The organism is Rhodococcus sp. WS3, from assembly GCF_003797085.1.
In the GTDB taxonomy this organism is placed as follows: Bacteria; Actinomycetota; Actinomycetes; order Mycobacteriales; family Mycobacteriaceae; genus Rhodococcus_F; species Rhodococcus_F globerula.
Map to the genome: position 1 here is coordinate 2,299,341 of NZ_RKMA01000001.1, position 23,100 is coordinate 2,322,440.

Annotated in this window: 22 protein-coding genes and 1 pseudogene; 9 read left to right on the top strand and 14 right to left on the bottom strand. The window is 61.6% G+C overall.

Annotated features, from left to right (window positions below):
• Positions 1-73 precede the first annotated feature (73 nt).
• A complete protein-coding gene (locus EEB13_RS10415; protein WP_141485178.1) occupies positions 74-1,255 on the top strand; it encodes a CoA transferase in 1,182 nt (393 codons plus the stop codon).
• Positions 1,252-2,619: an amidohydrolase family protein gene (locus EEB13_RS10420; RefSeq protein ID WP_045065033.1), complete on the top strand. Its 1,368-nt coding sequence runs from the start codon at positions 1,252-1,254 to the stop codon at positions 2,617-2,619. The genes EEB13_RS10415 and EEB13_RS10420 overlap by 4 nt, the downstream gene beginning before the upstream one ends.
• On the opposite strand, the gene EEB13_RS10425 is transcribed toward EEB13_RS10420, so the two are convergent.
• Together EEB13_RS10425 and EEB13_RS10430 are read right to left on the bottom strand one after the other, a co-directional pair.
• Positions 2,616-4,136, bottom strand: a complete 1,521-nt coding sequence (locus tag EEB13_RS10425; protein WP_045065034.1) for an acyl-CoA synthetase — start codon at positions 4,134-4,136, stop codon at positions 2,616-2,618. The two genes, EEB13_RS10420 and EEB13_RS10425, sit on opposite strands and share 4 nt — an antisense overlap.
• Positions 4,137-4,181: 45 nt before the next feature.
• Positions 4,182-4,979: an enoyl-CoA hydratase gene (locus tag EEB13_RS10430; RefSeq protein WP_045065036.1), complete on the bottom strand. Its 798-nt coding sequence runs from the start codon at positions 4,977-4,979 to the stop codon at positions 4,182-4,184.
• A 110-nt stretch (positions 4,980-5,089) separates the two neighbouring features.
• On the opposite strand from EEB13_RS10430, the gene EEB13_RS10435 reads away from it, so the two are divergent.
• The gene (locus EEB13_RS10435) at positions 5,090-6,520 is read left to right on the top strand and encodes an aldehyde dehydrogenase family protein (RefSeq protein ID WP_045065038.1); all 1,431 of its coding nucleotides are present in this window, start codon (positions 5,090-5,092) and stop codon (positions 6,518-6,520) included.
• 26 nt (positions 6,521-6,546) lie between these two features.
• Here EEB13_RS10435 and EEB13_RS10440 read toward each other — a convergent pair.
• From EEB13_RS10440 to EEB13_RS10480, 10 genes and pseudogenes are all read right to left on the bottom strand, one after another.
• Positions 6,547-6,938 (bottom strand): annotated as a pseudogene (locus EEB13_RS10440) (type II toxin-antitoxin system death-on-curing family toxin).
• Positions 6,935-7,069: a hypothetical protein gene (locus EEB13_RS32000; protein ID WP_255285234.1), complete on the bottom strand. Its 135-nt coding sequence runs from the start codon at positions 7,067-7,069 to the stop codon at positions 6,935-6,937. The pseudogene EEB13_RS10440 and the gene EEB13_RS32000 overlap by 4 nt, the downstream one beginning before the upstream one ends.
• A gap of 58 nt (positions 7,070-7,127) precedes the next feature.
• Positions 7,128-9,056 (bottom strand): SEC-C domain-containing protein, encoded by a 1,929-nt coding sequence (locus EEB13_RS10445; RefSeq protein ID WP_261984491.1) that lies wholly within the window; start codon positions 9,054-9,056, stop codon positions 7,128-7,130.
• Between the two features lie 62 nt (positions 9,057-9,118).
• Entirely contained in the window at positions 9,119-10,963 is a 1,845-nt protein-coding gene (locus tag EEB13_RS10450; RefSeq protein WP_084702657.1) for an SEC-C metal-binding domain-containing protein, read from the bottom strand.
• Positions 10,964-11,007: 44 nt separating this feature from the next.
• Entirely contained in the window at positions 11,008-11,673 is a 666-nt protein-coding gene (locus EEB13_RS10455; RefSeq protein WP_045065041.1) for a GAP family protein, read from the bottom strand.
• Between the two features lie 18 nt (positions 11,674-11,691).
• Positions 11,692-13,245: a polyamine aminopropyltransferase gene (locus EEB13_RS10460; RefSeq protein ID WP_045065045.1), complete on the bottom strand. Its 1,554-nt coding sequence runs from the start codon at positions 13,243-13,245 to the stop codon at positions 11,692-11,694.
• Entirely contained in the window at positions 13,245-13,715 is a 471-nt protein-coding gene (locus tag EEB13_RS10465) for a DUF350 domain-containing protein (protein ID WP_033233385.1), read from the bottom strand. The genes EEB13_RS10460 and EEB13_RS10465 overlap by 1 nt, the downstream gene beginning before the upstream one ends.
• 40 nt (positions 13,716-13,755) lie before the next feature.
• On the bottom strand, positions 13,756-14,121 hold the full coding sequence (locus tag EEB13_RS10470) for a DUF4247 domain-containing protein (RefSeq protein WP_371851334.1): 366 nt from the start codon (positions 14,119-14,121) through the stop codon (positions 13,756-13,758).
• A 35-nt stretch (positions 14,122-14,156) separates the two neighbouring features.
• Positions 14,157-14,657, bottom strand: a complete 501-nt coding sequence (locus EEB13_RS10475; protein ID WP_033233387.1) for a DUF2617 family protein — start codon at positions 14,655-14,657, stop codon at positions 14,157-14,159.
• Positions 14,654-15,244, bottom strand: a complete 591-nt coding sequence (locus EEB13_RS10480) for a DUF4178 domain-containing protein (protein ID WP_033233388.1) — start codon at positions 15,242-15,244, stop codon at positions 14,654-14,656. The genes EEB13_RS10475 and EEB13_RS10480 overlap by 4 nt, the downstream gene beginning before the upstream one ends.
• 224 nt (positions 15,245-15,468) lie before the next feature.
• Here EEB13_RS10480 and EEB13_RS10485 point away from each other — a divergent pair, with 224 nt between their 5' ends.
• Positions 15,469-16,845 (top strand): NAD-dependent succinate-semialdehyde dehydrogenase, encoded by a 1,377-nt coding sequence (locus EEB13_RS10485; protein ID WP_141485179.1) that lies wholly within the window; start codon positions 15,469-15,471, stop codon positions 16,843-16,845.
• A gap of 5 nt (positions 16,846-16,850) precedes the next feature.
• Here EEB13_RS10485 and EEB13_RS10490 read toward each other — a convergent pair whose 3' ends face one another.
• The gene (locus EEB13_RS10490) at positions 16,851-17,582 is read right to left on the bottom strand and encodes a GntR family transcriptional regulator (RefSeq protein WP_045065048.1); all 732 of its coding nucleotides are present in this window, start codon (positions 17,580-17,582) and stop codon (positions 16,851-16,853) included.
• A gap of 170 nt (positions 17,583-17,752) precedes the next feature.
• Here EEB13_RS10490 and EEB13_RS10495 point away from each other — a divergent pair, with 170 nt between their 5' ends.
• The 5 genes from EEB13_RS10495 to EEB13_RS10515 are packed head-to-tail and all read left to right on the top strand — an operon-like array spanning position 17,753 to position 22,176.
• On the top strand, positions 17,753-19,018 hold the full coding sequence (locus EEB13_RS10495) for an MFS transporter (protein WP_033233390.1): 1,266 nt from the start codon (positions 17,753-17,755) through the stop codon (positions 19,016-19,018).
• 53 nt (positions 19,019-19,071) lie between these two features.
• Positions 19,072-19,866, top strand: a complete 795-nt coding sequence (locus EEB13_RS10500) for a putative hydro-lyase (protein ID WP_141485180.1) — start codon at positions 19,072-19,074, stop codon at positions 19,864-19,866.
• Positions 19,863-20,618, top strand: a complete 756-nt coding sequence (locus EEB13_RS10505; protein ID WP_045065051.1) for a LamB/YcsF family protein — start codon at positions 19,863-19,865, stop codon at positions 20,616-20,618. Before EEB13_RS10500 ends, EEB13_RS10505 begins: the two co-directional genes overlap by 4 nt.
• Positions 20,615-21,253: a 5-oxoprolinase subunit B family protein gene (locus EEB13_RS10510; RefSeq protein WP_141485181.1), complete on the top strand. Its 639-nt coding sequence runs from the start codon at positions 20,615-20,617 to the stop codon at positions 21,251-21,253. The genes EEB13_RS10505 and EEB13_RS10510 overlap by 4 nt, the downstream gene beginning before the upstream one ends.
• Positions 21,250-22,176, top strand: coding sequence for a biotin-dependent carboxyltransferase family protein (locus tag EEB13_RS10515; protein WP_141485182.1), 927 nt, complete (start codon positions 21,250-21,252; stop codon positions 22,174-22,176). Before EEB13_RS10510 ends, EEB13_RS10515 begins: the two co-directional genes overlap by 4 nt.
• Here the strand turns inward: EEB13_RS10515 and EEB13_RS10520 are convergent.
• Complete coding sequence (locus EEB13_RS10520) at positions 22,134-23,006, bottom strand: LysR family transcriptional regulator (protein WP_141485183.1); 873 nt, start codon at positions 23,004-23,006, stop codon at positions 22,134-22,136. The two genes, EEB13_RS10515 and EEB13_RS10520, sit on opposite strands and share 43 nt — an antisense overlap.
• Between the last annotated feature and the right edge of the window lie 94 nt (positions 23,007-23,100).

A 23,100-nucleotide genomic window follows, 5' to 3' on the forward strand; every position in this document is an offset into this window, starting at 1 on the left:
TCCTGCACCCGACGGCAGTTCTGCACGCGGGATACCTTTTCCGGTAATACTTTTCGGAGTGTAACATCGGAGAATGTTTGCCTGGCCCGACGACGCGGACGAGGACCGCCGCGTCCTCGACTGGCTCGGCAGCGGGATAGTGCCACTCACCGGCTCCCCCGACGAATCTCCCAGAATTCCCCCGGGAAACGCCGCCACCCTGGCACGGCACCTCGGTGAATTCATCAACGGCAACGAAGACGGAGCCCGCTTTCTTTCCGAACGCGCGGCATTCACCGGATTCACCCGCAGCGGTTCAATCTCTCTCGGAGGCAGTTGCCGCCTCCTCCCTACACAGGACGGCTGGGCAGCCGTGTCCTGTGCCCGACCGGACGACCCGATTCTGCTCGGTGCACTGATCTCCGCGGAGATCGATGATGATCCCTGGCCGGCGGTCAGTGCCTGGTTAGCCGAACACCCCGGAGCCGAGTTGGCCGAGCGCGCAGCCCTACTCGGGTTGGCGGCTGCCCCGGTCGCACGCCCAACTGCGTCAGTTCCCGCGCCCACTACCCGGCGATCGGTCAAGGATCTGCTTGTTGTCGACTTCAGTGCACTGTGGGCGGGTCCTCTGTGCTCACACCTACTTGGAGCCGCGGGCGCGCGGGTCGTCAAGGTGGAGACCCCGACCAGGCCGGACGGAGCACGTCGCGGTAACAGCGAGTTCTACGAACTACTGCATGCCGGGCACGAGTCCGTCGTCCTCGATCCGAGTGCCTCTCCCGACAGGTCGGCGCTGGCGCAGCTCGTGGAACGCGCAGACATCGTTATCGAGGCGTCGCGGCCACGCGCACTCGCGGGCTTCGGGCTCGACGCAGAAGCTGCGGCCGCATCCGGCACCACCTGGATCTCCATCACTGCGGCAGGAAGAAACTCCGCTCGCATCGGATTCGGTGACGACATCGCAGCATCAAGTGGTCTTGTTGCACAAGATAATTCAGGTGCGCCCGTATTTGTCGGCGACGCGATAGCCGATCCCCTGAGCGGACTCATGGCAGCCGCCCTCGCCATGTCGGAGACGCCCACCGGCGCAGGATACCTCTGGGACCTCTCGATGGCCGACCTCGTCGCGTCGACGCTCACCCAGGGAACCGATGCTCCGTTGCCCCCATCGTGCATTGTGGCTATTCCGGAGAAACGCCAGTACGTCGGCAGTGCGTCCACCTCCGGCTCTGACACACACGCCGTTCTCCGCGGCCTCGGAATCGTCGCCCCGTGAACCATCTGCTGATCACCAATTGTTCTGTCGGTGGCCGTCACAGCCTCGACATTCGCATCACGGGCGGCGTGATCACGGAGATCGGCCGCGGACTGACTCGCCACGGCGAGGACGTCCTCGACGCCGACGGCAATCAGATCATTCCCGGCCTGTGTGATCACCACATCCACCTACATGCGCTGGCTGCCCGACGCAGTTCCGTGGAATGTGGCCCGCCGGCCGTCCGAAATTCCGGAGAACTAGCTGCCGCACTACAGGTTTCACCAGGTTCCGACGGCTGGGTGCGAGGTGTCGGATACTTCGAATCGGTAGCGGGCGATCTCGATCGCGATGCCCTCGATCATCTTCACGCATCACGACCTGTTCGTATCCAACATCGCAGTGGCGCAATGTGGGTGCTCAACACAGCGGGCGTCGTTGCAGCCGGATTGGAACAGGCTGACCATCCCGGTATCGAACGCGATGCAGCCGGAAAACCAACCGGCCGAGTGTGGCGCGCAGATTCCTGGCTCCGAGCGCAGATTCCGGGAAATGCCCCACCGCCGTTACGCGATGTGGCGACCGAACTGTCGAGACTCGGCGTCACTGCGGTAACTGATGCAACGCCGGACCTCGCTCCGGAGAGCATCGAAACCATTTGCGCAGCAATGTCTTCGCGCGAACTACCCCAACGGGTTCATCTCCTCGGCGTGCCACTGGGTGTCTCACTGCCGTCGACGGAACCAACCGTCGGCCCGTACAAGATCGTGCTTGCCGATTCCGGACTTCCCGATCTCGAACAGCTTGCCGCCGTTATCGAGTCCGCACACTCCATCGGGCGAGCGATTGCAGCACACAGTGTCAGCCGCGAAGCTCTGCTGATCTTGCTCTCCGTACTCGGCGAAATCGGCACGATCCCTGGTGACCGGATCGAACACGGCGCATTGATTCCGATCGAATCCATTTCCGAGATCAACCGCCTCGGTTTGTCTGTCGTAACCCAGCCGGGGTTCATTGCCGATCGCGGTGACGACTACCTCGAACATGTTGCTGCCATCGACCACCAGGATTTGTACCGTTGCCGATCCTTGCTGGATGCATCTGTTCCGGTGGCGTTTTCGAGCGACGCACCGTACGGACCACTCGACCCGTGGGCAGTTATCGCAGCGTCACAGGCGCGGTTGACACCCGCGGGCACTGTTCTGGGCGATGCGGAGACAATCGACTACAACACCGCACTGGACGCCTATCTCGGCCGTCCTGGGGATCCAGGCGGCCCACCGCGCCGGGTAGAAGTCGGCGCAGCGGGCGATCTGGTTCTGATCTCCCGCTCGCAGCTGCCGTCAGTACTCGCAACCATCATCGGCGGCAAGCAGGTCTACTAGACCGTGCGCAGTTCCCGCTTCAACAGCTTCCCACTTTGATTCCGGGGAAGTTCCTCCACAAATCGAATGTGCTTGGGCACCTTGAAGGGAGCGATCTTTTCCTTCACGTAGGCGATCAACGCCTCCGGCGTCATGGCGTCTTGACCGTCCTTGAGAACAACGATTGCGGTGATCGCTTCGATCCACTTCTCGTCAGGTGTTCCGATGACGGCAACTTCGGCAACACCGGGATGCGTGTAGATGGCGTCTTCGACTTCACGGGATGCGACGAGAATCCCGCCCGTGTTGATGACGTCTTTGATGCGGTCGACGACGGTGATGAACCCTTCACTGTCACGCACGACGAGGTCGCCGGAATGGAACCAGCCGTCGCGGAAGGCTTCTGCGGTTGCTTCCGGGTTTTCCCAGTAGCCATTGCAGAGTTGCGGTGAACGGTAGAGAACCTCACCAGAGACACCGTCCGCAACATCGTTACCCTCGGCGTCGACAACACGGGTTTCCACGAAGAACACTGCCCGACCGCACGACGACGGCCGATCCGCGTGCTCGTCCGGCTGCAGAACTGCTGCCAGCGGGCCGATTTCGGATTGTCCGAAGCAGTTGTAGAAACCGATGTCGGGGTAGCGCTCGCGCAGACGGTTCAGCACGGTGACCGGCATGATCGACGCACCGTACTGCGCTTTCTTCAGCGACGACAGATCCCGGGTCTCGAGATCGGGATGATTGGCCAGCGGCACCCAGACGGTGGGAGCGAGGAAAAGTGAGCCGATCTTGTCGGCTTCGATGCGGCGCAGAATCTCCGGGATGTCCGGTGCCGCCATCACGTTGACCGTCGCGCCGACAGACAGGTACGGAAGCATGAACACGTGCATTCCCGCAGAGTGGTACATGGGCATGCAGATCAAGGGGTTATCTGCCTTGTCGAGCCCGAGCGCGATCACCGACGACACGTACTCGTGGACCAGAGCGGCGTGAGTCATCATCGCGCCCTTGGGCTTCGACGTCGTTCCCGACGTGTAGAGCAACTGCGCGAGATCGGTCGACGAGGCTCGCGGTTCGAAGTCCGGGACCTCACCCGACGTGCTGATGGCGACCACTGAATTCGTGTCGTCCCGCAGCGGCACAACGTGGTCGATATCGAGATCGCCGCGCACGGAGTCCAACGTCGGCAGCAATGCCGGATCCACCAGAACGGCCCGAGCGCCGGACTGCGCAACCAGGTAGCGCAGTTCATCACCCTTGAGCGCGTAATTCACCGGAACATGGACCAATCCTGCCCGACAACTCGCGAGGAACCCGATGACATATGCGTCGGAGTTGGTTCCGTACGCGGCCACACGATCGCCGTGCTCCAAGCCGAGGTCGACGAGGTGCGCCGCGACCCGCGTTACCGCCTCGTCGAGTTCTCGATAGGTGCGCGAGCGATCTTCGAAAACAATGGCCACCCGATCGGGGTACTTGGCTGCCGAGCGCCGAAGCACTCCGTCGATGGTGTTGGTACGCGGGTCCAGGCTCATGAACGATAGATTATCGGACGTCCAACTAATCCGAAAGGGTGTAGTTCATTTGTTCTGCCACTCCGGCGCCCGCTTCTCCACAAACGCCTGCATACCTTCCTGAGCGTCGCAGGTCACGGCGTTTGTTGCCATCGTTTCCGCCATTGCCTCGTACGCCTGCGCCTGGGGCAGATCGATCTGCTGATAGAACGCCTGCTTACCGATCCGAACCGTCAGGGGGCTGGCGGTCGTGATCTTCGCAGCCAAGTCGCGCACTTCCCGGTCGAGGTCAGCCGGGTCGACCACGAAGTTCACCAGCCCCCAATCAGCCGCCGTCTCAGCATCGATGGTTTGGCCCGTCAGCAGCATCTGCATCGACCGTTTGCGGCCAACTGCCCTGCTCAGGGCCACCATCGGTGTGGAGCAGAACAACCCGATCTTCACTCCGGGAGTACCGAAGACAGCATTCGACGCCGCCACGACAAGGTCGCAGGACGCCGCCAACTGGCATCCTGCCGCGATTGCCGGTCCCTGCACGGCAGCGATCACCGGCTGGGCGATCTGCTGGACCGTTTCCATCATCTCGGTGCAGCCGTCGAATATCGCGCGCTCGTCATCGAGGGTGCGGCCGATCATCTCCGTCAGATCGTGGCCGGCCGAAAACACGGGCCCCTCGGCCCGCACGACAACGATGCGGACTCGCGGATCGGCGGAGAGTTCCCGAAGTCCCGCTGTCACCTCGCTCATGGTCTGCGCCGAGAGCGGATTGCGCCGCTGCGGCTGATCGAGCGTCAGAAATCCGATGCCCGTCGACTCTTCGACTGATGTAGCTACCGCACTCTCGTTTATCTGCGTCTTCGACATGCGTCCTCTCTACCAATCGAATCCGTCCCGGTCAACGAGACGAAACGGGCAGCTCGTACCGAAGCGTCGATACCTTTTCAGTTAATACTTCGCCACTACGAGGAGTGCCCATGAGCACCGACGCCATCATCACCACCGACCTTGCGCAGATCCTGCAGGCGCAACACGACGCCACCCGCGCCGCGGGAGCGCCGACTGCAGAGGAACGTCGCCGGCGCATTCAACAGGTGATCGACCTGCTCGTGGCGAACCACAAAGATCTGACCGAAGCCATGAACGAAGACTTCGGTGGACGCCTCCCGGCCTACTCGGTCATGAATGACGTTCTCGGATCGATGGTTTCACTCAAGCACGTCCGAGATTCCCTCGAAGACTGGATGGTTCGCTCTCCGCGCTCCACCGGCGCCGTCCAGGATCAGCTGGGCGCCAAGGCTTACGTCGCGTACCAGCCCAAGGGTTCCATCGGCATCATCGGCACCTGGAACGCACCCCTCTTCACACTCTTGAGCCCCCTCGCCTGCGCACTCGGTGCCGGTAACCGTGCCGTACTGAAGCCCTCAGAAATCGTGCCGCATACCGCTGCCGTCCTGGCCGACGCCGCGGCGCGCACCCTCGATCCACTCGAAATCGCCGTTGTCACAGGCGGACCCGATGTCGCCGACAACCTCACGTCACTGCCCTTCGACCACTTGGTCTTCACCGGAAGCACGTCCGTCGGCAAGCTCGTGATGGCAAACGCCGCGAAGAACCTCGTGCCGGTCACCCTCGAACTGGGCGGAAAGTCGCCGAGCGTCCTGGGCAAGAGCGCAGACTTCGCCGAAGCTGCACACCGACTGGCTATTGCTAAGTCCACCAACGGCGGTCAGCTCTGCGTCTCCCCCGACCTGATCTACGTTCCGCGTGAAGGCATCGAACGCTTCATCACCGCGTTCGCAAATTCGTTCACCGGCCTCTTCCCCACCGTTGCCGACAACACCGACATGGTCTCCATCGTCAACGACCGCCATCTCGCCCGCATCGAGGGATACATCGCCGATGCCGCGGATCGTGGGGCACGCATCATTACCGTTCCCGACGAAGAACTTTCGGCCGACACGCGTCGACGCCCACTGCGGATGGTCGTCGATCCTCCGGCCGATGCCGAGATCATGAAGGAAGAAATCTTCGGGCCGGCCGTCGTGATCTTGCCTTACGACGAGATGGATGCCGTTGTCGCCGATATCAACTCGCGCCCGAAGCCCTTGGCTCTGTACTACTTCGGTACCGATCTCGACGAGAAGGAATCGGTGCTCGAGCGCACCAATTCCGGTGGCGTCACGATCAACGACGCGATGGCGCACCCAGGTCTCTCCGACGCACCGTTCGGCGGCGTCGGCGCGTCCGGAATCGGCCACTACCACGGCCGCGAAGGATTCCTCGAGTTCAGCCACGCACGTACGGTTCTCGAAGCGGCAGAACATGATCCGCGCGGCGAGTGGGGCATGTTGCCGCCGTACGGTGACAGCTTCGAGCAGATGATGCTCGCTCAGGTCACACCTTAGGGGCACAGCCCCTGTGCGCCTTTCCGCTAGTCGCCGCGACCGGAAAGGCGCACGGGCGCAGCCCAACTGCCGAGCAGAGGCGCGATCTGCGCTATGTCGGCGACACCAGTCGCTGCGTCGATAACCACGTCGTACGCATCATCTTCGGGCGCATCGAGATGTAGCCCGTTGATCGAATAGAAGACAAAAGCAGCAACCCACGACAATCGCTTGTTCCGTCGACCAATGCATGATTCCGGACGAGGGACTGCAGCAGCGCAGCTGCTTTGACATGAATGTCCGGATAAGCCTCGTCACCGAAGACCGTTGCACTCGGTCGATGCGCGGCTGATTCGAGCAAGCCGACATCCCGAACCTGCAGACCGCCGAGCTCATCACAAAGCACTAAAAGATCGTCGACCGTCAGATACCGAATCACTGTGAGAGACGGTCGAGCAACGGGCCGTACTCGGAAATGGCGGCGCGGGCAGCTCGTCGAACTTCGGTATCTTGACACAGACGTGCCGCTCGATCAGCAATTGCCCTGATCACGGCTTCCTGCTTGCTCATATTCGAATGATGCCGCTCTGATACCAGCACCGAAAGCGGCAAAGTTACCAGTTAAGCGCTACCGAAGTGCAGCGAACCGAGCGCTCAAAAACTCGACCAACTGCCATGGCTCCGTGTCCGGCGAATCGAGCAAGGCAATCAGTCCGTCCTTGTCGGCAGCAGCGATCGGTTCGATTCCCCCGAAGGTTCGCATAGCGCTGCCGGCGGGCAACACCCGCGCACAGACCAACGAACCAGCTTCGAGGTTCAGGCTTCCCCACTCGTCGGCGACGTCGTACGCCACGTCGGTTCGGACATCGCGCAACGTCAGCGATGTACCCGGCACCGTCGACGCAACCTCGTACACCGACTGCGGTACCTGCAACCACTGCTGCGCCAGTTCCAGTTCGTCGGCCGGCAGCAGTTCACCGCGTCGCTCGACAAACACTCCGAAGATGTTGCTGTCGAAAAGTGCTGTGTCGACAGCCAATCCACCCTCGAGCGCACGAGTCAACGCGTCGTCGTCATCCCAATGCTGGGCGCGAACCTCGGCGAGGTCGAAGACAACATCGAAGTACTCGGGACTGCGGGAGAAGAGTTGCGCCTTGATGTACAACCAATTTGCCCGGTCGTCGAAGGTGATCTCCGACTTACCCAGATGGCAGACCTTGTACTTGCGTCCGGATCCACACCAGCACTTGTCATTACGGCCCAGCTCGGGATGTTCGGCCGGCGCATAGCGCGCGAGAACGTCGTGCAGAATCTCCGACTCTCCGCCTTCGATCCGACCCAACAACGCAAGCGCCCGCGTTGCGTCGCTCCGATCCGCCGCGAGCAACGCAAGCTCGAAAATCGCCGGTACCCAATCAGGATCGCGATCGAGCGCGCTCTCGTAGTAGGCCTCGGCCACAATGACCTTGCCGAGACGATCAGCTGCCTTACCTGCGAGCCAGTACGCGGCGGGTTTTACCCGGCGCGGCCCCTTGTCAGCCAGCGCCGTAGCCACCGCGTGCAGGATCTCGTCGTGGTCGTCGAGTTCGGACAACAATTCAAGCGCCGCAGCAGCTGCCGGCGGTTCGGCAACGGCCACATAGATCTGCGGGTTCTCCGTGATCTGCGCACGCGCCCAGTCGCCGATTTCCGACGTGTCTTCCGGGAATTCGAGACGCGCAGCCGACACCAGATCGACCAGCGCGATAACCGCAGCTGCCTCGTCGGGGTGCAGGTTGTCGCGAATCTCGAGCATCCGCGCGCGGTTCGCCAAATGGAACGCCTCGAAATCGAACCCTTCGATCGCGACGTAATCGCCGTCGCGAACATAGCCGGCCGATTCGAGCAGTTCCCCCAGCGGAGCGGCGGGCTGACGGAACAGTGTCGGCTCCTCGAGCATCAACTGCCAGACAATCGCGTCGAGTGTTTCAGCGCCGGTATCGGTGAGGATGTTCGCTAGGGCGTCCGCAAAACCGAGTGTCGGATCGACTACGTCGGCAACGGTACAGAGCGTCAACTCACGATCTGCGACAAACAGCCCGATCAGATCGCCTGCCGCGCATTCCGACAATGCGTCGGGGGCAAGCAGAAAACCTTCGTCAGCCGGGAACGTCGGGTCGTCGATTCCGCGTTCGGCGAGGGCGGCGTCGTCGAGCCCACGATGTACGACGCGAATCTCCCGATCCTCGGTGTCATCGAAGCTGTCGAGAAAAACACGCAAGACCATGAGATCGGGGTTTGCGTCGAGAACGCCAGAGCTGATCTCGGCGTCGGTGAGGCGATGCGTGAGTATCCGGTGCTCGAACAGTGTGTCGAGCGCGGCGTAGCGGGCCCCGGTCAGATAGCCCAACAGCGGATCCTCGACGTACTCCACGAACTCCGTCATGTCGTCCGGCGTTCCATGCCCGGCGTCAGCCAGCAAGTTTCCCCAGTCAGCAGCGGTCTGGGGGCCATGTTCGCGCAACAACTCCATCGCAGCTTCGGCGATCAAGTCATTGGGGTCCATAGGTTCGCTCACCTATCCAACTTTATCCGGTAGGCCCCGGCACGAGTATTCCGCATCGACCAGCGTCGACGCCCTCAGCTCAGCACTCTGATCAGCTCGGCGACATCGTGATGATCCCGCCCTAGAACCTGGAGCACATTGGCGGCCTGCAACTCGGAAGACACGATGACGCTGCCGACAACCTGGGCGCTCGAACCTGCAGGCAGAACGCGAGCACACACCAGATCACCGGGCTCGAGATCGGCGGCACCACTGACAGTCACGGTGTCGCCGGTCCGGCGATCCAGCAGCGTGTTCATCTCGGTCACCTCGAACACGGAACGCTCGACATCGAGCCATTGACGTGCCGTCGCCACCTCATGTTCGGTGAGTAAATTTCCGCGGCGGGTGACGAACTGCGCGAAGATTCCACCCTCGAACAGCGCGATGTCCAAGGCCGGCCCGTCGAAGATACTCCGATCGTCGTCATCGCTGCCGGCGGCGACAAGATCGTCGAACTGAACCACCATGTCGGCAAATTCGGAGGAAAACGCGAACATGCACGCCTTCCTGTAGAGCCAGCGGCCGTCTTCTCGAACCGACTCGTCGACCTTCCCCAGATGGCAAACCTTGTATTTTCGGCCGGATCCACACCAGCACTTGTCGTTTCGTCCCAGCTCGGGATGCTCTACCGGAATGAACTCCTGCAGTACTTCGTACAGGGTTTCCTCGGATCCACCGTCGATCCTGCCCAGCAAAGACAGTGCTCGGGTCGCGTCGCTCCGGTCTGCGGCGAACTGAGCCAATTCGAAAAGTGCCGGACCCCAGTCAGCTTCCCATTCCAATGCCTTCTCGTAGTGCGCTTCCGCGTCGAGAACGCGTCCGAGACGATCAGCCGCCTTACCTGCCAACCAGTGTGCCGCCGGCTTGACGGCCTTCGGACCGCGTTCGGCCAGCTCGCCGCCAAGCGCTTCGAGGATCATGTCTGCGGTGGGGTCCTGGTTCCGGAATCCCAGATCGAACGCCGCCACAGCTGCGCCCGCATCCGCAAGGGCGGCAAACGAATCAGGAACAACACCGACATGTCGACGTGCCCAGTCACGAAGGTCGAGATTCTCGATCTCGGCGTCGACATATCCGCGCTGAGCCAGGTCGACAAAAGCTACAACAGCTACGGCTTCGTCGTGCGTGAGATCGTAGGTCGACGCAATCTCTGCGGTCTGAATCTGAACTGCGTAAGCAGCGAAGTCGAATCCATTGCGTGCAAGGAGTTCTCGTTGATGCTCGTATCCTGCCGCGGCAAACATCTCGCCCAACGGAGTGCTGGGAACAGTGAACAACGACGAGTCGTCGACAGCAAGTTGCCAACCCACCGCCTCGAGCGCTTCCACACCGTTTTCGGCGAATATCTTCTCGAGTGCCGGCGCCAGATCCGGCTCGTCTTCGACATCCGCCTGCCACACCGTCAGTTCACCGTCTTCGATGGCAATCGCGATCAGATCACCAGCTGCGAAGTTGGCCAAAGTCCCGCGGGGCAAGGCAACAACACGGCGACTGAAAGCAGCGTCGATTCCGCGCTCTCGCAACAAGTCTTGTTCGAACTCTGCCTCGACAACCCGAACTTCGCCGTCGATACTCGACGCGAAACGCAACACCGGTTCGAGGTCAGGCGTCGCCTCGAGCACCTCCGACGCGATCTCGATTTCGCTGAGCCTGTGCGTGAACACCAACCCTTCGAGCAGCTCGTCCAGAGCGACATACTTGCCGCCGGGGAGGTACCCGATCATCGGATCATCAAGGTACTCGAGCACTTCGGCAATGTCGGACGGCGAGCCGAACTCACTGACACACTGCGCCCATTCTTCGAGACTGAGCGGACCGCGCTCACGCAGAGCGGTCATCGCAGCAGTAGCGAGGGCATTGTCGTCGACTTCGTTCACCACCCAATAGTAGGCGAGCGCGCAGGCTCGCCAATCTGCCTCGACTAGCCGAGTCCACTGACCCCTTCACCCAACACCATCGCGCCGAGCAGAGCCAGGATCACCATCATCATGACGGCGTTGTTGGCGGCCATCCACGATTTTGCCGAGTCAAGCATCGACGCGGCACGCTCGCCGAATACGAGGTTGACCACAACCGGTGCGGCGACTGCGGCGCTCGCAACAATCGTGAACACAACAGCGGCGATGGCTTGCTCAGCCACAACGTAGGTTCCGGCGGCTATGGCCGCGCCTCCCGCGACGGCCAGTGCAGCATTCTTGGGATTGGCCGCTGAGAGCAACGCGATCCCCAGGGATTTCAGCGGGCTGAGCGAACTGACACTCGACATCCACTTCGGCTGAGTGGCTTCTGCGTCGCCCCGTGGCCGGGATCGCCATTGTCTGAATGCGAGCGCGAACAAGGCTAACCCCAGCACTATCCGGACGACACTTGCCCACCGCGTGGTCTCGGATTCGGGTACGGCGGTGTCGACAAAAGCGATAGTCAGTGCCACCACAGCTCCGATGCCCACGACCCAGCCGAGAATGAAGGCTGCAACCGAGCGTCGTGCGTCTGCAGTGACCAGCATGAGAACCACAACTGCCATCGGCACGGACACAATCGCCAAGCCGACTGCAACGGGCAATGATTGACCTAGCGCATCAAGCACGTGGGTCCTCTCGGTTAGTTAGCGCTCATAGCCCTTGCGCATATCATCTACTATCCGAGGCTGGTCGAGCGTCGACGGTTCCATGTCGCGGCGCGGACGGTCCCGCGGGAAGACGGAAGCCGACGCCAAAGTAGGTCCGTCGAGGAAGCGTAATTCCGGAGCGCTTTCAGGCAGACGCAATTCCGGTGGCACTCCCCCGGACTGAGCAAGTACGTATCCCCAGTCACCAAAACTGGGAACGAACACGTGGTACGGGGAGACCCCCAAACCAACTGCGGATACCGTAGACACTGTTCGCCAATAGGCATCGGGCGTCGAATAGGGACTGCCCGACTGGACGACCATCAATCCGCCCGGATTGAGCGCTGCCGCGGCCAAACCGTAGAACTCCATCGAATAGAGCCTGCCCAATGCCGGGGTATCAGGATCGGGCAGATCGACGATCACCGAGTCGAATCCGGGTTGAGGCGCCTCGCGCAACCACCGAAAAGCATCATCGAGCACAACGTGTACGCGTGAGTCTTCGAGTGCGCCGCCGTTCAACGATCGCAGTCGGGTGTTCGCCAGTTCGATGACGGCAGGATCGAGCTCCACCTGCACAATTTCCTGAACGCTGGGCATCCGCAACACTTCCCGTGCCGCAAGTCCGTCTCCGCCGCCCAAGATCAGTACCCGTTGCGGATTGTTCGAGAGCGCCGGATACACCAGAGACTCCGTGTAGCGGTGCTCGTCGACGCTCGAGAATTGGAGATCTCCGTCGAGGAAGAGCCGGACGTCGTTCTTACGTTCCGTGACAACAATTTCTTGATACTGCGATCGCGATGCCGCGACCACAGGGTCGGTGTACAAGCGCTGACGGGCCGTGGTTTCGATGTCGGAAGCGGCGATCAACAACCATCCGATCAGGCTCGCGGCCAACAACATTGCCACGACGGCAATCAGTCGGGCGCGCAAGCTGAGCTGCCACCGCAGCAGAATCAAGGCAACGACTGCCGCAGCGACGAGGTTGATCATGCCGGTAATTGCTGCGCCCCGGATCATCCCGACCCACGGCAACAAGACAAACGGCCAGAGCAACCCGCCGATCAGCGCGCCCAAGTAGTCCGCTGCATTCAGATTGGCGAGCACTTTTCCGGCACTTTGTGCGTCGTTGTCGGTGCGTCCGGATTGCAGCAACGTCATCAGCAGTGGCACTTCCGCACCCACGAGAATGCCGATCAGTGCCGTGGCAGCAACAAGAACTGCCCCGCTGGAACCAAAGAACGTGAAGGTGACGTAGAGCGTGACCGCGCTGAATCCCCCGATGATGCCGAGCAGAATCTCCACTGTGACAAAGGAAATAGCCGCGTGCCCCAACAACGGTTTGGCGGCGAGGGCACCGATACCGAGCGCCGCAACGAATCCGGCGACAATCAGTGACGTCTGTGTGATTCCGCCGCCGGTGAGACTGACCGACAGAGTGAGCAGTGCCAACTCGTAGATCAGTCCGCAGGCAGCGCAGGCAGCGACGGCGGCAAGGAGCAGCACCCGCGCCCGAGCAGTGAGCACAGCGTGTGAATCGGTGACAGTCATCAGGTGAGAGCAGCGGCGTTCACCAAGCCGATGGACAGCAGGGTCACGCCCACCGCCCAGGCCGCACCGCACATCTTCGGATCCTGTACCAGCGCAACCAACTTACCCGGCAGGAATGCATTCATCAGTCGCAGCGCAATGGCCTGGAGAACAATTGCGAACAGACCGTACACGGCTGAATCCGCAAGTCCCTGGGCAAATCCGTCGGAACTGGTGAGAATGGCGGTCACGACGATAATGGCAAGCGCCAGATGGTTGGCACCCAGAAGAATTGCCGCATTCGGATTCTTGTCGACGTACACCTGGTGGCGGAGATTGCCCGGCGTCATAAGATCGAGAACCAGAAATCCGGTGGCCAGAACTGCAACTCCGACTACGAAGTACGCCAGCGTCCCCAGAACACCACCGACCAGCAGAGCTGGGTCAACAGTGCCGATTTCCACAGTTTCAGCAGCAAGGTTGGCGTTCACGAAGCTCTCCTGAGTTTGGTCCGATTGTCACTTGATGTGGTCATTTCGCACTTCCCGATCCACCGCTGCCGCTGCCGCCACCGGCCGGTGATCCCGGATTGAATCCTGGTCCCAGATAGGCATATCCGCCGCTGCGGTATGTGCCGTTGATGTCTTCGACCTTGATGGTGCTTCCCCCTGCTGCTGCGCTGACGGTAACGATGTCGTCGTCGTAACGCAGGTACTCGTTGCCGCCGTCGGCGCTGCGGGCCGCAGGTTCTTCCGCATCGACGATCCGCGACACCGTCGTACCGACAGGATCTTTCGACGAATACACAGCGACGTCGCCGGTTTGCGAACTCTTGGAATAATTGTCCGCAATGAAGTCCTTGACCGCGTTGCCGCACGACGACAGCACACATGCCATGGCGATCATGACGGGAACAACCCATTTCCTGCCGATCACGGATGCCACCTACTTCTGGTCTTCACAATCACTCCGGTCCCCTCCCCTGGGTACAAATGCCAACTCTGCCAAGCCCATCCATGCCCCAGGCTGCTGCCGAACAACACCGTGACAGCGGTGTCGTCTCCGGGAAACGAACCGCAAATCCAACCATCTGCCGCTGCCTGCACTTTCAGGCGGGCAGCCTCGGCAACGAACTCGGTTCGATCGAGAGTCTGCGTGGAAGATTCGAAACGATACGGTCCCAGAACTTCAGCACCCGGCAGTGGATCGCCACCAGCTGTGACCGCATCGCAGGACACCTGCTCGGTCAAGGTCTCACCACCCGAGCGTGCCGTCACCACATGCGATGCCCCCAGCACTCCCAAAGTCAAAGCACCGTCGACTGTTTCGATAACAAGCTGGGCCAAGGCCGGTGGCGCAGGTGCGTCCACCACAAGGCCGAGCGCAGACGCATCCACGTCGGTGGGCTCCACGTCGAGGAGATGCACACTCACTGCGGAGGGCCGGAATGTATGACGGTCAACTCTGCACGGGTGACTGCGCGGCCGGTGGAAACCTCCCACGACTGGCCGCGCGCCCACTTCTCGAATGCAATGAGCCCGGTTTTGTCAGCAGTTGCATAGTCGGCGTAGTCCATCACGCCCGACGGCGCGGTTCCTGTCGTGCCCTCGGCTGTGAATCGTGCGGTTCCGCTTTCGATCCTGCGGTGCACCTTGTCGTCGAGAATGACGTCGCCACTCGGCTCGAGGTTGGTGCCCTCACGCCGCATCCACAGCGTCATCTCGAGTTCACCCTCGTCATCTTCGACGGTCAGCCAGCGGCGGCCGGTCGAACCGTCGAGAAGGTGCTCGCGCCAGATGTACCCCTCTTCGTCGAGGGTGATGGTCCCGCGAACCACGTGATCGATCCCCGCGTAGGTGACGATGTCTCCGACACCGATCTTGTGGGGGTCGTATACCTCCGGATAGTCCGCAAGCGGGTCTACACGCCCCACCGGAGCGCTCTTACGACCACGCAGAACCACGAAGGCCACTGCCGCGATCACAACAAGTATCAGTACAACTATCAGCACGTTCGTCAACGGTCACTCCGAAATCGTCGGGCTCGGCAAGGGCGCCGGGGCAATACCCTACCGATCGCTACTCGCCCGAGCGTCCATACGTCGCTGCACCCGATCCCGCTCGATGCCGATTTCGGACAAACGGCCGTGCATACCCAGTCACGTTTCCCTGAAACCCGTTGGACGGATTCACTTTCGATGTGGATATCTCGGAATCCTCGAGGGCCCTCGCGCGTTGAACAACTATGGCCAACTACAAAACAGTCAATCCCGCGACAGGTGAAACCGTCAGGGAATTCGATACTTTGGATGACGCCGGAGTGGAAGCCGCACTGGAAAAGGCTCATAACGGCTATCTGAACTGGCGAAAGAGCGCGCCGACGCAACGCGCGCAGATACTGACCAGAACCGCCGAACTGTACAACGAACGTGCCGACGAACTGGCACGCATGATCGCCCTGGAAATGGGCAAGCCCGTTCGCGAAGCCAAGGGCGAGGTACAACTGTCCGCGGCGATCTACCAGTGGTACGCCGATCACGGACCGGCGTTGCTCGCAGAAAAACGACTCGATGTTCCCGGTGCCGAAGAGTCTGTGGTGTACCGACGCCCGATCGGGGCGCTCGTCGGCGTCATGCCCTGGAACTATCCCTACTATCAGGTCGCCCGGTTTGCGGCGCCCAATCTCATGCTCGGAAACACCGTCATCTTGAAGCACGCGTCCAACTGCCCTCAGTCGGCGCTGCTGATGGAGGAGATTCTGCAGCAGGCAGGCCTGCCAGAGGATGCATACGTAAACGTTTTTGCGAGCAACGAGCAGATCGCCGACATGATCGCTGACCCCCGTGTGCAAGGTGTCTCGTTGACCGGCAGCGAACGCGCCGGGACCAGTGTTGCGGAAACGGCGGGGCGCAACCTCAAGAAGGTGGTACTCGAGCTCGGTGGTTCGGATGTGTTCATCGTCCTCGACTCCGACGACATGGACGCCACAGTCAAGGCGGCAGCCAAAGCACGATTGTCCAACGCTGGTCAGGCGTGCAACGCCGCCAAACGATTCATCGTCGTCGAGGACTTCTACGACGATTTCACTCGGAAACTGACCTCATCGTTCCAGTCCGTCACGGCCGGCGATCCACTGGAAGCGGATACGGTCCTCGGTCCGCTGTCGTCCCAAACCGCAGCAGATACATTGCTCGAGCAGGTCAAAGATGCCGTCGACAAGGGCGCAACGCTTCTGACCGGTGGAGCGAAGATCGACCGACCCGGCGCCTACGTCCAACCGACATTGCTCACCGATGTCACCCCGGACATGCGCGCCTACAGCGAAGAACTCTTCGGGCCGGCGGGCGTGGTGTACAAGGTGAAGTCAGCGAAAGATGCCGTTGACCTTGCCAATTCGTCGGTGTACGGGTTGAGCGGATCCGTCTGGAGTACCGACCTGGACGCTGCTCGTGCGGTCGCCGCCGATCTCGACGTCGGAATGGCCTTCGTCAACGAACACGGCACCACCCTGCCCGGCCTTCCCTTCGGCGGAGTCAAGCGGTCCGGAGTGGGACGTGAGCTCGGCCCTTGGGGTATGGACGAATTTGCCAACAAGAAGCTGATCCGCGTGTCCAAGAAATAGGAGCTTTACGTTCGACCTGACAACTTTTCGACGGCGGCCGGATAGTCGGCCAGGATCTGATCGCGTGCGTCGTACAGATACCGCTGCAGCAATTCGACCGCCGTCGCATTGTCACCGGCTTTCAACGCGCTGTGTATCTCGTGATTCCGGGCGAGATACGGCGAGTGGAATCGGTGTGCGTCGTCCATGACGTGAAAGACCAGTCGCAGTTCGTTCCACACCCCGCCCATCAGTTCGTCGATTCTGCTGCTGTTACTCAAACCAGCGATAGCGCGATGGAAATGGATGTCGGCCGTTCCGACTCCGGTCCAGTCATCGGCGGCCAGACGTTCTTCTGCGAGCTCGAGTGCGGCGGCGACGTCACCGAGATTGCCTGTTTCCGGATCGAAGTCTCGTACTCCCGCCGACTCGACCACCCGACGGCAGATGTACAACTCGGCGATGTCCTCAGCCGACGGGACTCGAACGAATACGCCACGGTTGAGTTCGTGTGAAACCAACCGGTCTTCGATGAGGATCTGGAACGCCTCGCGCACGGTATTTCGGGAGACATCCAACGCCGCGCAGATGTCGGGCTCGGACAGTCGTGCGCCCGGACGAAAGCTTCCGTCGATGATCAGCTCGCGCAGAATCCCGGCGACCCGCGCTGTTCGACTGGTGCGCTCGAGGAGCCCTCGATGGGCGGCCAACGCGGCGTTAGCATCCTCTTTCGGAGGATTCAGGCTGGTCAAGTGCACTCCTAGTGGTTTGTTGCTGCCCTCATCATAGTGAGAGCGGGGCGTCCGGACGGCCTACGGCTGCCCCCAAAAGTTTCCAGCACATTAATTATCCCTTCATGGGATTGCAGGATCGTTGAACGATTTTGTACGTTGGGAGTCCTGACATTCCATCTTCACGCGAGGTACCGATGACCGCTCCGATTCAAACCGCAGGTGCCCCTCCGCGCCCGTTCGACTGGTTCCGCACGCTTGGACCGAAGGGCAAGAAGGCATTCGTCGGCGCTTTCGGCGGCTACGGTCTCGACTCCTACGACTTCCAGGTTCTCCCGCTCGGGTTGGCCGCGATTGCCGCATACTTCTCGATCACGACGGGACAGGCCGGTCTGCTGACCACCGTCACGTTGGTGGTTTCCGCGCTCGGCGGTGTTCTCGCCGGCATCCTGGTCGACCGCATCGGACGTGTCCGCACCCTGCAGGTGACGGTAGCGACCTACACGATCTTCACGGTCCTGTGCGGATTTGCACCCAACTTCGAGACGCTACTCATCTTCCGCGCGTTCCAGGGTCTCGGCTTCGGCGGCGAATGGGCTGCCGGCGCAATTCTGGTGGCCGAATACGCAAAGCCCGAGTACCGCGGCCGAGCGGTCGCCTTCGTCCAGAGCGCCTGGGCGGTGGGCTGGGGTTTGTCGGTCATCATCTACACGATCGTCTTCCAACTCTTCGATCCCGACATCGCGTGGCGCGTTCTGTTCTGGACCGGAGTCATCCCCGCCTTCCTCATCATCTGGGTGCGCCGCAACCTCAAGGACCCGGAAGAAATCACCGAGAAGCGTGAGAAGAAGGCCGACAAGGGTTCTTTCCTCGCCATCTTCCGCGGCCCGATGCTCAAGACCACGCTGTTTGCTTCACTTCTCGCCACCGGGGTCCAGGGCGGTTACTACACACTCGCGTCGTGGCTTCCGACTTACCTGAAGAACTCACGCGGCCTCGACGTCGTGGGCACCGGCGGCTATCTCGCGATCCTCATCAGTGGCGCATTCCTCGGCTACGTCAGCGGCGGCATCCTCACCGACAAGCTCGGCCGTAAGCGGACCATGCAGCTGTTCGCCACCTTGTCTGCCGTGTTCATGGTGCTCTACACACAGGTTCCCGACGGCGCCAACACCCTCATCATGATTCTCGGATTCCCGCTGGGCTTCTGCACGTCGGCGATCTTCAGCGGATTCGGTTCGTTCCTCTCGGAGCTCTACCCCACCGCGCACCGCGGTACCGGTCAGGGCTTCACCTACAACTTCGGTCGCGCAGTCGGTGCGGTGTTCCCCGCCATCGTCGGTTTCCTCGCAGCCAGCAGTCTCGGTATCGGCGGCGCCATGATCTTCGGCGCCATCGGCTACGGCATCGCTGTCCTGGCACTCTTCGGACTCCCCGAAACCCTGGGACGCCAACTCAACTGATCGGTGTTTTGAACTGATCGGCGCCTTTTCAGGAATGAGGATTGGACTTCACCATGATCGAGAATCGCACCAACCCGGATCCACGCTCGGCTCGCGCGGGATTCAGAGCCGGAGACGTGTTCCCCACGTCCGGAATCGCACCGGGCTTCGCCCAGACCAATCTCATTGCGGTCCCTAAGGACTGGGCATACGACGTTCTGCTCTTCGCGCAGCGGAACCCCAAGCCCTGCCCGGTACTCGACGTCACCGACGCCGGGGAGTTCACGACGATCCTCGCTCCCGGAGCAGACATCAGGACGGATTTTCCGCTCTACCGCGTGTGGGTCGACGGCGAACTGACTGCTGAGATTCCGGATGCGACGCAATACTGGCGCGACGATCTGGTGGCATTTCACATCGGCTGCAGCTTCACCTTCGAACACCCTCTGACGGCCGCTGGGATTCCTCTTCGCCACGTCGAGCAGAACCGAAACGTCCCGATGTACATCACAAATCGCGAATGCCGACCCGCCGGACGGGTCAGCGGGCCGACAGTAGTCTCGATGCGGCCCGTCCCCGCAGACCAGGTCGAACAGGCCCGCTCCATCACCGCGCGCATGCCCGCGGTTCACGGTGCACCCATCCACATCGGCGATCCAGCCAAACTCGGCATCTCCGACCTGAGCCGTCCCGACTTCGGCGACGCTGTGGAACTCCAACCGGGCGACGTACCGATGTTCTGGGCCTGCGGCGTCACTCCGCAAGCTGCGGTCATGGCGTCGAAACTCCCGTTCGCCATCACTCATGCTCCCGGGCATATGCTGGTCACAGACGCCCCGGACAGCGATTACACCCTGGATCTGGCATGAACATCGACCTCAATTGTGATCTCGGAGAAAGCTTCGGAGACTGGCGTATGGGCGACGACGCGGCGCTCCTCGACATCGTGACGAGCGCCAATATCGCGTGCGGATTCCATGCCGGCGATGCGGCCACCATGCGACGGACCTGCGAGATGGCGGTCGAACATTCGGTATCCATCGGAGCGCACATCGGTTTTCGGGATCTGGTCGGATTCGGCCGACGGCACATCGACATCACACCAGGTGATCTGTTGGACGAAACTCTCTACCAGGTCGGCGCACTGGCAGGATTCGCTCACTCCGCGGGGTCTTCTGTCACCTACGTCAAGCCCCACGGCGCGCTCTACCACTCCGCATCGAAGAGTCCCGAACTCGCCGACGCTATCGTGACCGCCATGACCGAATTCTCGAATCGCCTTGCGCTGCTGGGACCACCACAGTCTCATCTGCAGAAAGCTGCGGAAGCACACGGCGTCGACTTTGTCGCCGAGGGATTCGCCGATCGCACGTACACCCGGTTCGGGACGCTGACCCCGCGCAGTGAACCTGGTGCGGTCATCTCCGATCCGAACGCCGCGACGGCGCAGGCGATCGACTTGGCCAGCAGCGGAACTGTTCTCACCTCCGACGGGATCGCCATCCCGATGTCGGTGAAAAGCATTTGTGTTCACGGCGATTCGCCTGGCGCCGTTGCCATGGCCAATGCCATCAAGGCCGGCCTGATCAACTCCCGCATTCGGGTGGAGTCGTTCACATGAGTCGCCCGACTATCCTCCCGGCCGGTGAACACGGGCTCCTGGTGGACCTCGACACCGAGGCCGACGTTCTGGCATTCACCCATGCGCTCACGCGCAACACTCCGGCTGGAGTGGAGGATTTCCTGCCCGCCGCACGCACGGTTCTCGTGATCTGCATGCCCACGGCAAATGTCACTGCGGTGCTCCATGAACTGAACGAACTGGCACGCACGATGTCCGAGGCAATCCCGGACGAGCGCGGCGACGATACTCCCTTCACCGTCAATGTCCGCTACGACGGACCCGACCTCGACGACGTAGCAAGGATCCTGAAAATGAGCCGCGCCGAGGTCATTTCAGCTCACACCTCAGCGGAGTGGCGCTGCGCCTTCATCGGATTTGCGCCGGGATTTGCCTACCTGACGTCCGGCGACGCTCGGCTCGACGTCCCGCGTCGAGCCCAATCACGCACCGCGGTGCCCGCCGGCGCCGTTGCCCTGGCCGGTGGATACAGCGCGGTATACCCGCGAGCTTCCCCGGGCGGCTGGCAGATCATCGGCAGCACCGACGCCGTGATGTGGGACTTGGACGCAACACCGCCTGCCGCCGTACAGCCCGGGCGTCGGGTGCGATTCGTGAACGAGGACAAGCGATGACCGGGGTGGAGATACTCGAAACCGGTCCGCTGAGCTTGGTTCAGGACCTCGGTCGAACCGGTCATCTGCGCTCCGGCGTCGGCGTGTCCGGTGCTGCCGACCGACGATCCTTGCGACTCGGCAATCGACTTGTCGGCAACTCCGAAGACGCTGCCGGAGTGGAAATTCTGATGGGTGGCCTGAGTCTTCGCGCGCAAGAGCAGATCACCCTGGCCTTCACCGGAGCCCCCGCACAGGCGTACCTCGACGGCATCCCCGTCGGACATTCGAGCGTCGTCGTCGCGGACCCCGGTCAGGTAGTCCGCTTGGAGTACGCGCCCACCGGCCTACGGACGTACCTGACCATCCGGGGCGGAATCGCGGTGCCCAAGATTCTCGGATCACGCAGTACCGACACACTTTCCGGAATCGGTCCGGCGCCCCTCAAACCCAACGACGTGCTTGAGGTCGGGCCCACTCCAGTCGCATTTCCGCTCCTGGACGTGGCACCTGTTCAGCCGGTTACAAACGGAACACTCGACATTCGGGTGATCTTCGGGCCGCGCGCGGATCGTTTTGCCAATCCGGAAACCCTGACGCAGGGACGATGGGCAGTGTCGACCGACTCCGACCGCATCGGTGCCCGACTCGACCGCGTCGGCAATCATGAACTCCTGCAGCGGGCAGACGGACTCGAATTGCCCACCGAAGGCGTTGCGCTCGGTTCGATCCAAGTGCCGCCCAGCGGCCAACCCGTGATCTTCCTGGCCGATCACCCCATCACCGGCGGATATCCCGTTGTCGGTGTTGTGGCCGACGCCGACATCGACCGACTCGGCCAAGCCCGCCCGGGTCAGCAGATTCGATTCATCGGCAGCAGTGGCATCAGACAGTCCTCCATTCAACTGTTGGGAAACTCTGCTGCTAGGGCATCGATGATCTGACGTGTACCGAGATCGGTTCGCCAGGTCACGTACCACTCCGTCACGCATGCCGGCAAGATCGGTCGCCACGTTCGTCCCGGGGGTTGATGACCCATGGACTCCACGCAGATCAGGACTGTCTCGGAGTCGTCGACGAGGTCTGCACCGGTGGCGGCGCCGAACGTGGTGGTGCGACTCCATTTTGGTGCTACACCGGTCATCACCAGAATGCTCTCGACGAAGCTGTTCCAGCGACTGAGGGCGCTGTCGATAGACACGATCGGGTACTGGACGAGCTCTGCGCGATCCACGGCGTCGAATGCCGCCAGTGGGTGATCCTCGGACATCACCACGATCACGGGTTCATTGGTGAGCAACCGGGTTTGCAATCCCGGTCCGTGAATAGCCTCGCCTATTGCGAGGGTGAGGGATCCGCTGACAAGTCGGTCACGAACCTGATTGTGCGGCAGGGTTGTCTGGTTGATGGCATGGTCCGGGCATGATCGGCGGAGGGCCGAGAGCGCTCGGCGCGGGACAGTGAGCGAGGGCTCAGAGACGTGCACGTACACTGCCGGATTAGCGGCGCTGATTCGGCGGGTGGCGTCAATGGCGTCCGCGATGTCGACAAGTATGTGGCGTGCGCGCGTGGCCAGCAGGGTCCCGGCCGGCGTAGGAGCGACCGTACGACTGGTCCGATCGAACAGTTTCACGCCGACGCGGCGTTCGATTCGCAGAATCGCTTGGCTGAAAGCGGGCTGCGCGATGTGCACTCGCTCCGCTGCCCGGGTGAAGTTGCGTTCCGCCTCCAACGCAGCAATGTACTCGAGATCGCGCACGCTGACATCTAGCATGCTCACATGCTAGATCCAGTCGGATTAAGCGTTGGTTATCTCGTCAGAATGGGCTGAGAATTGTGGTGCCCAAAGGCTTACCGACGACCCGCGC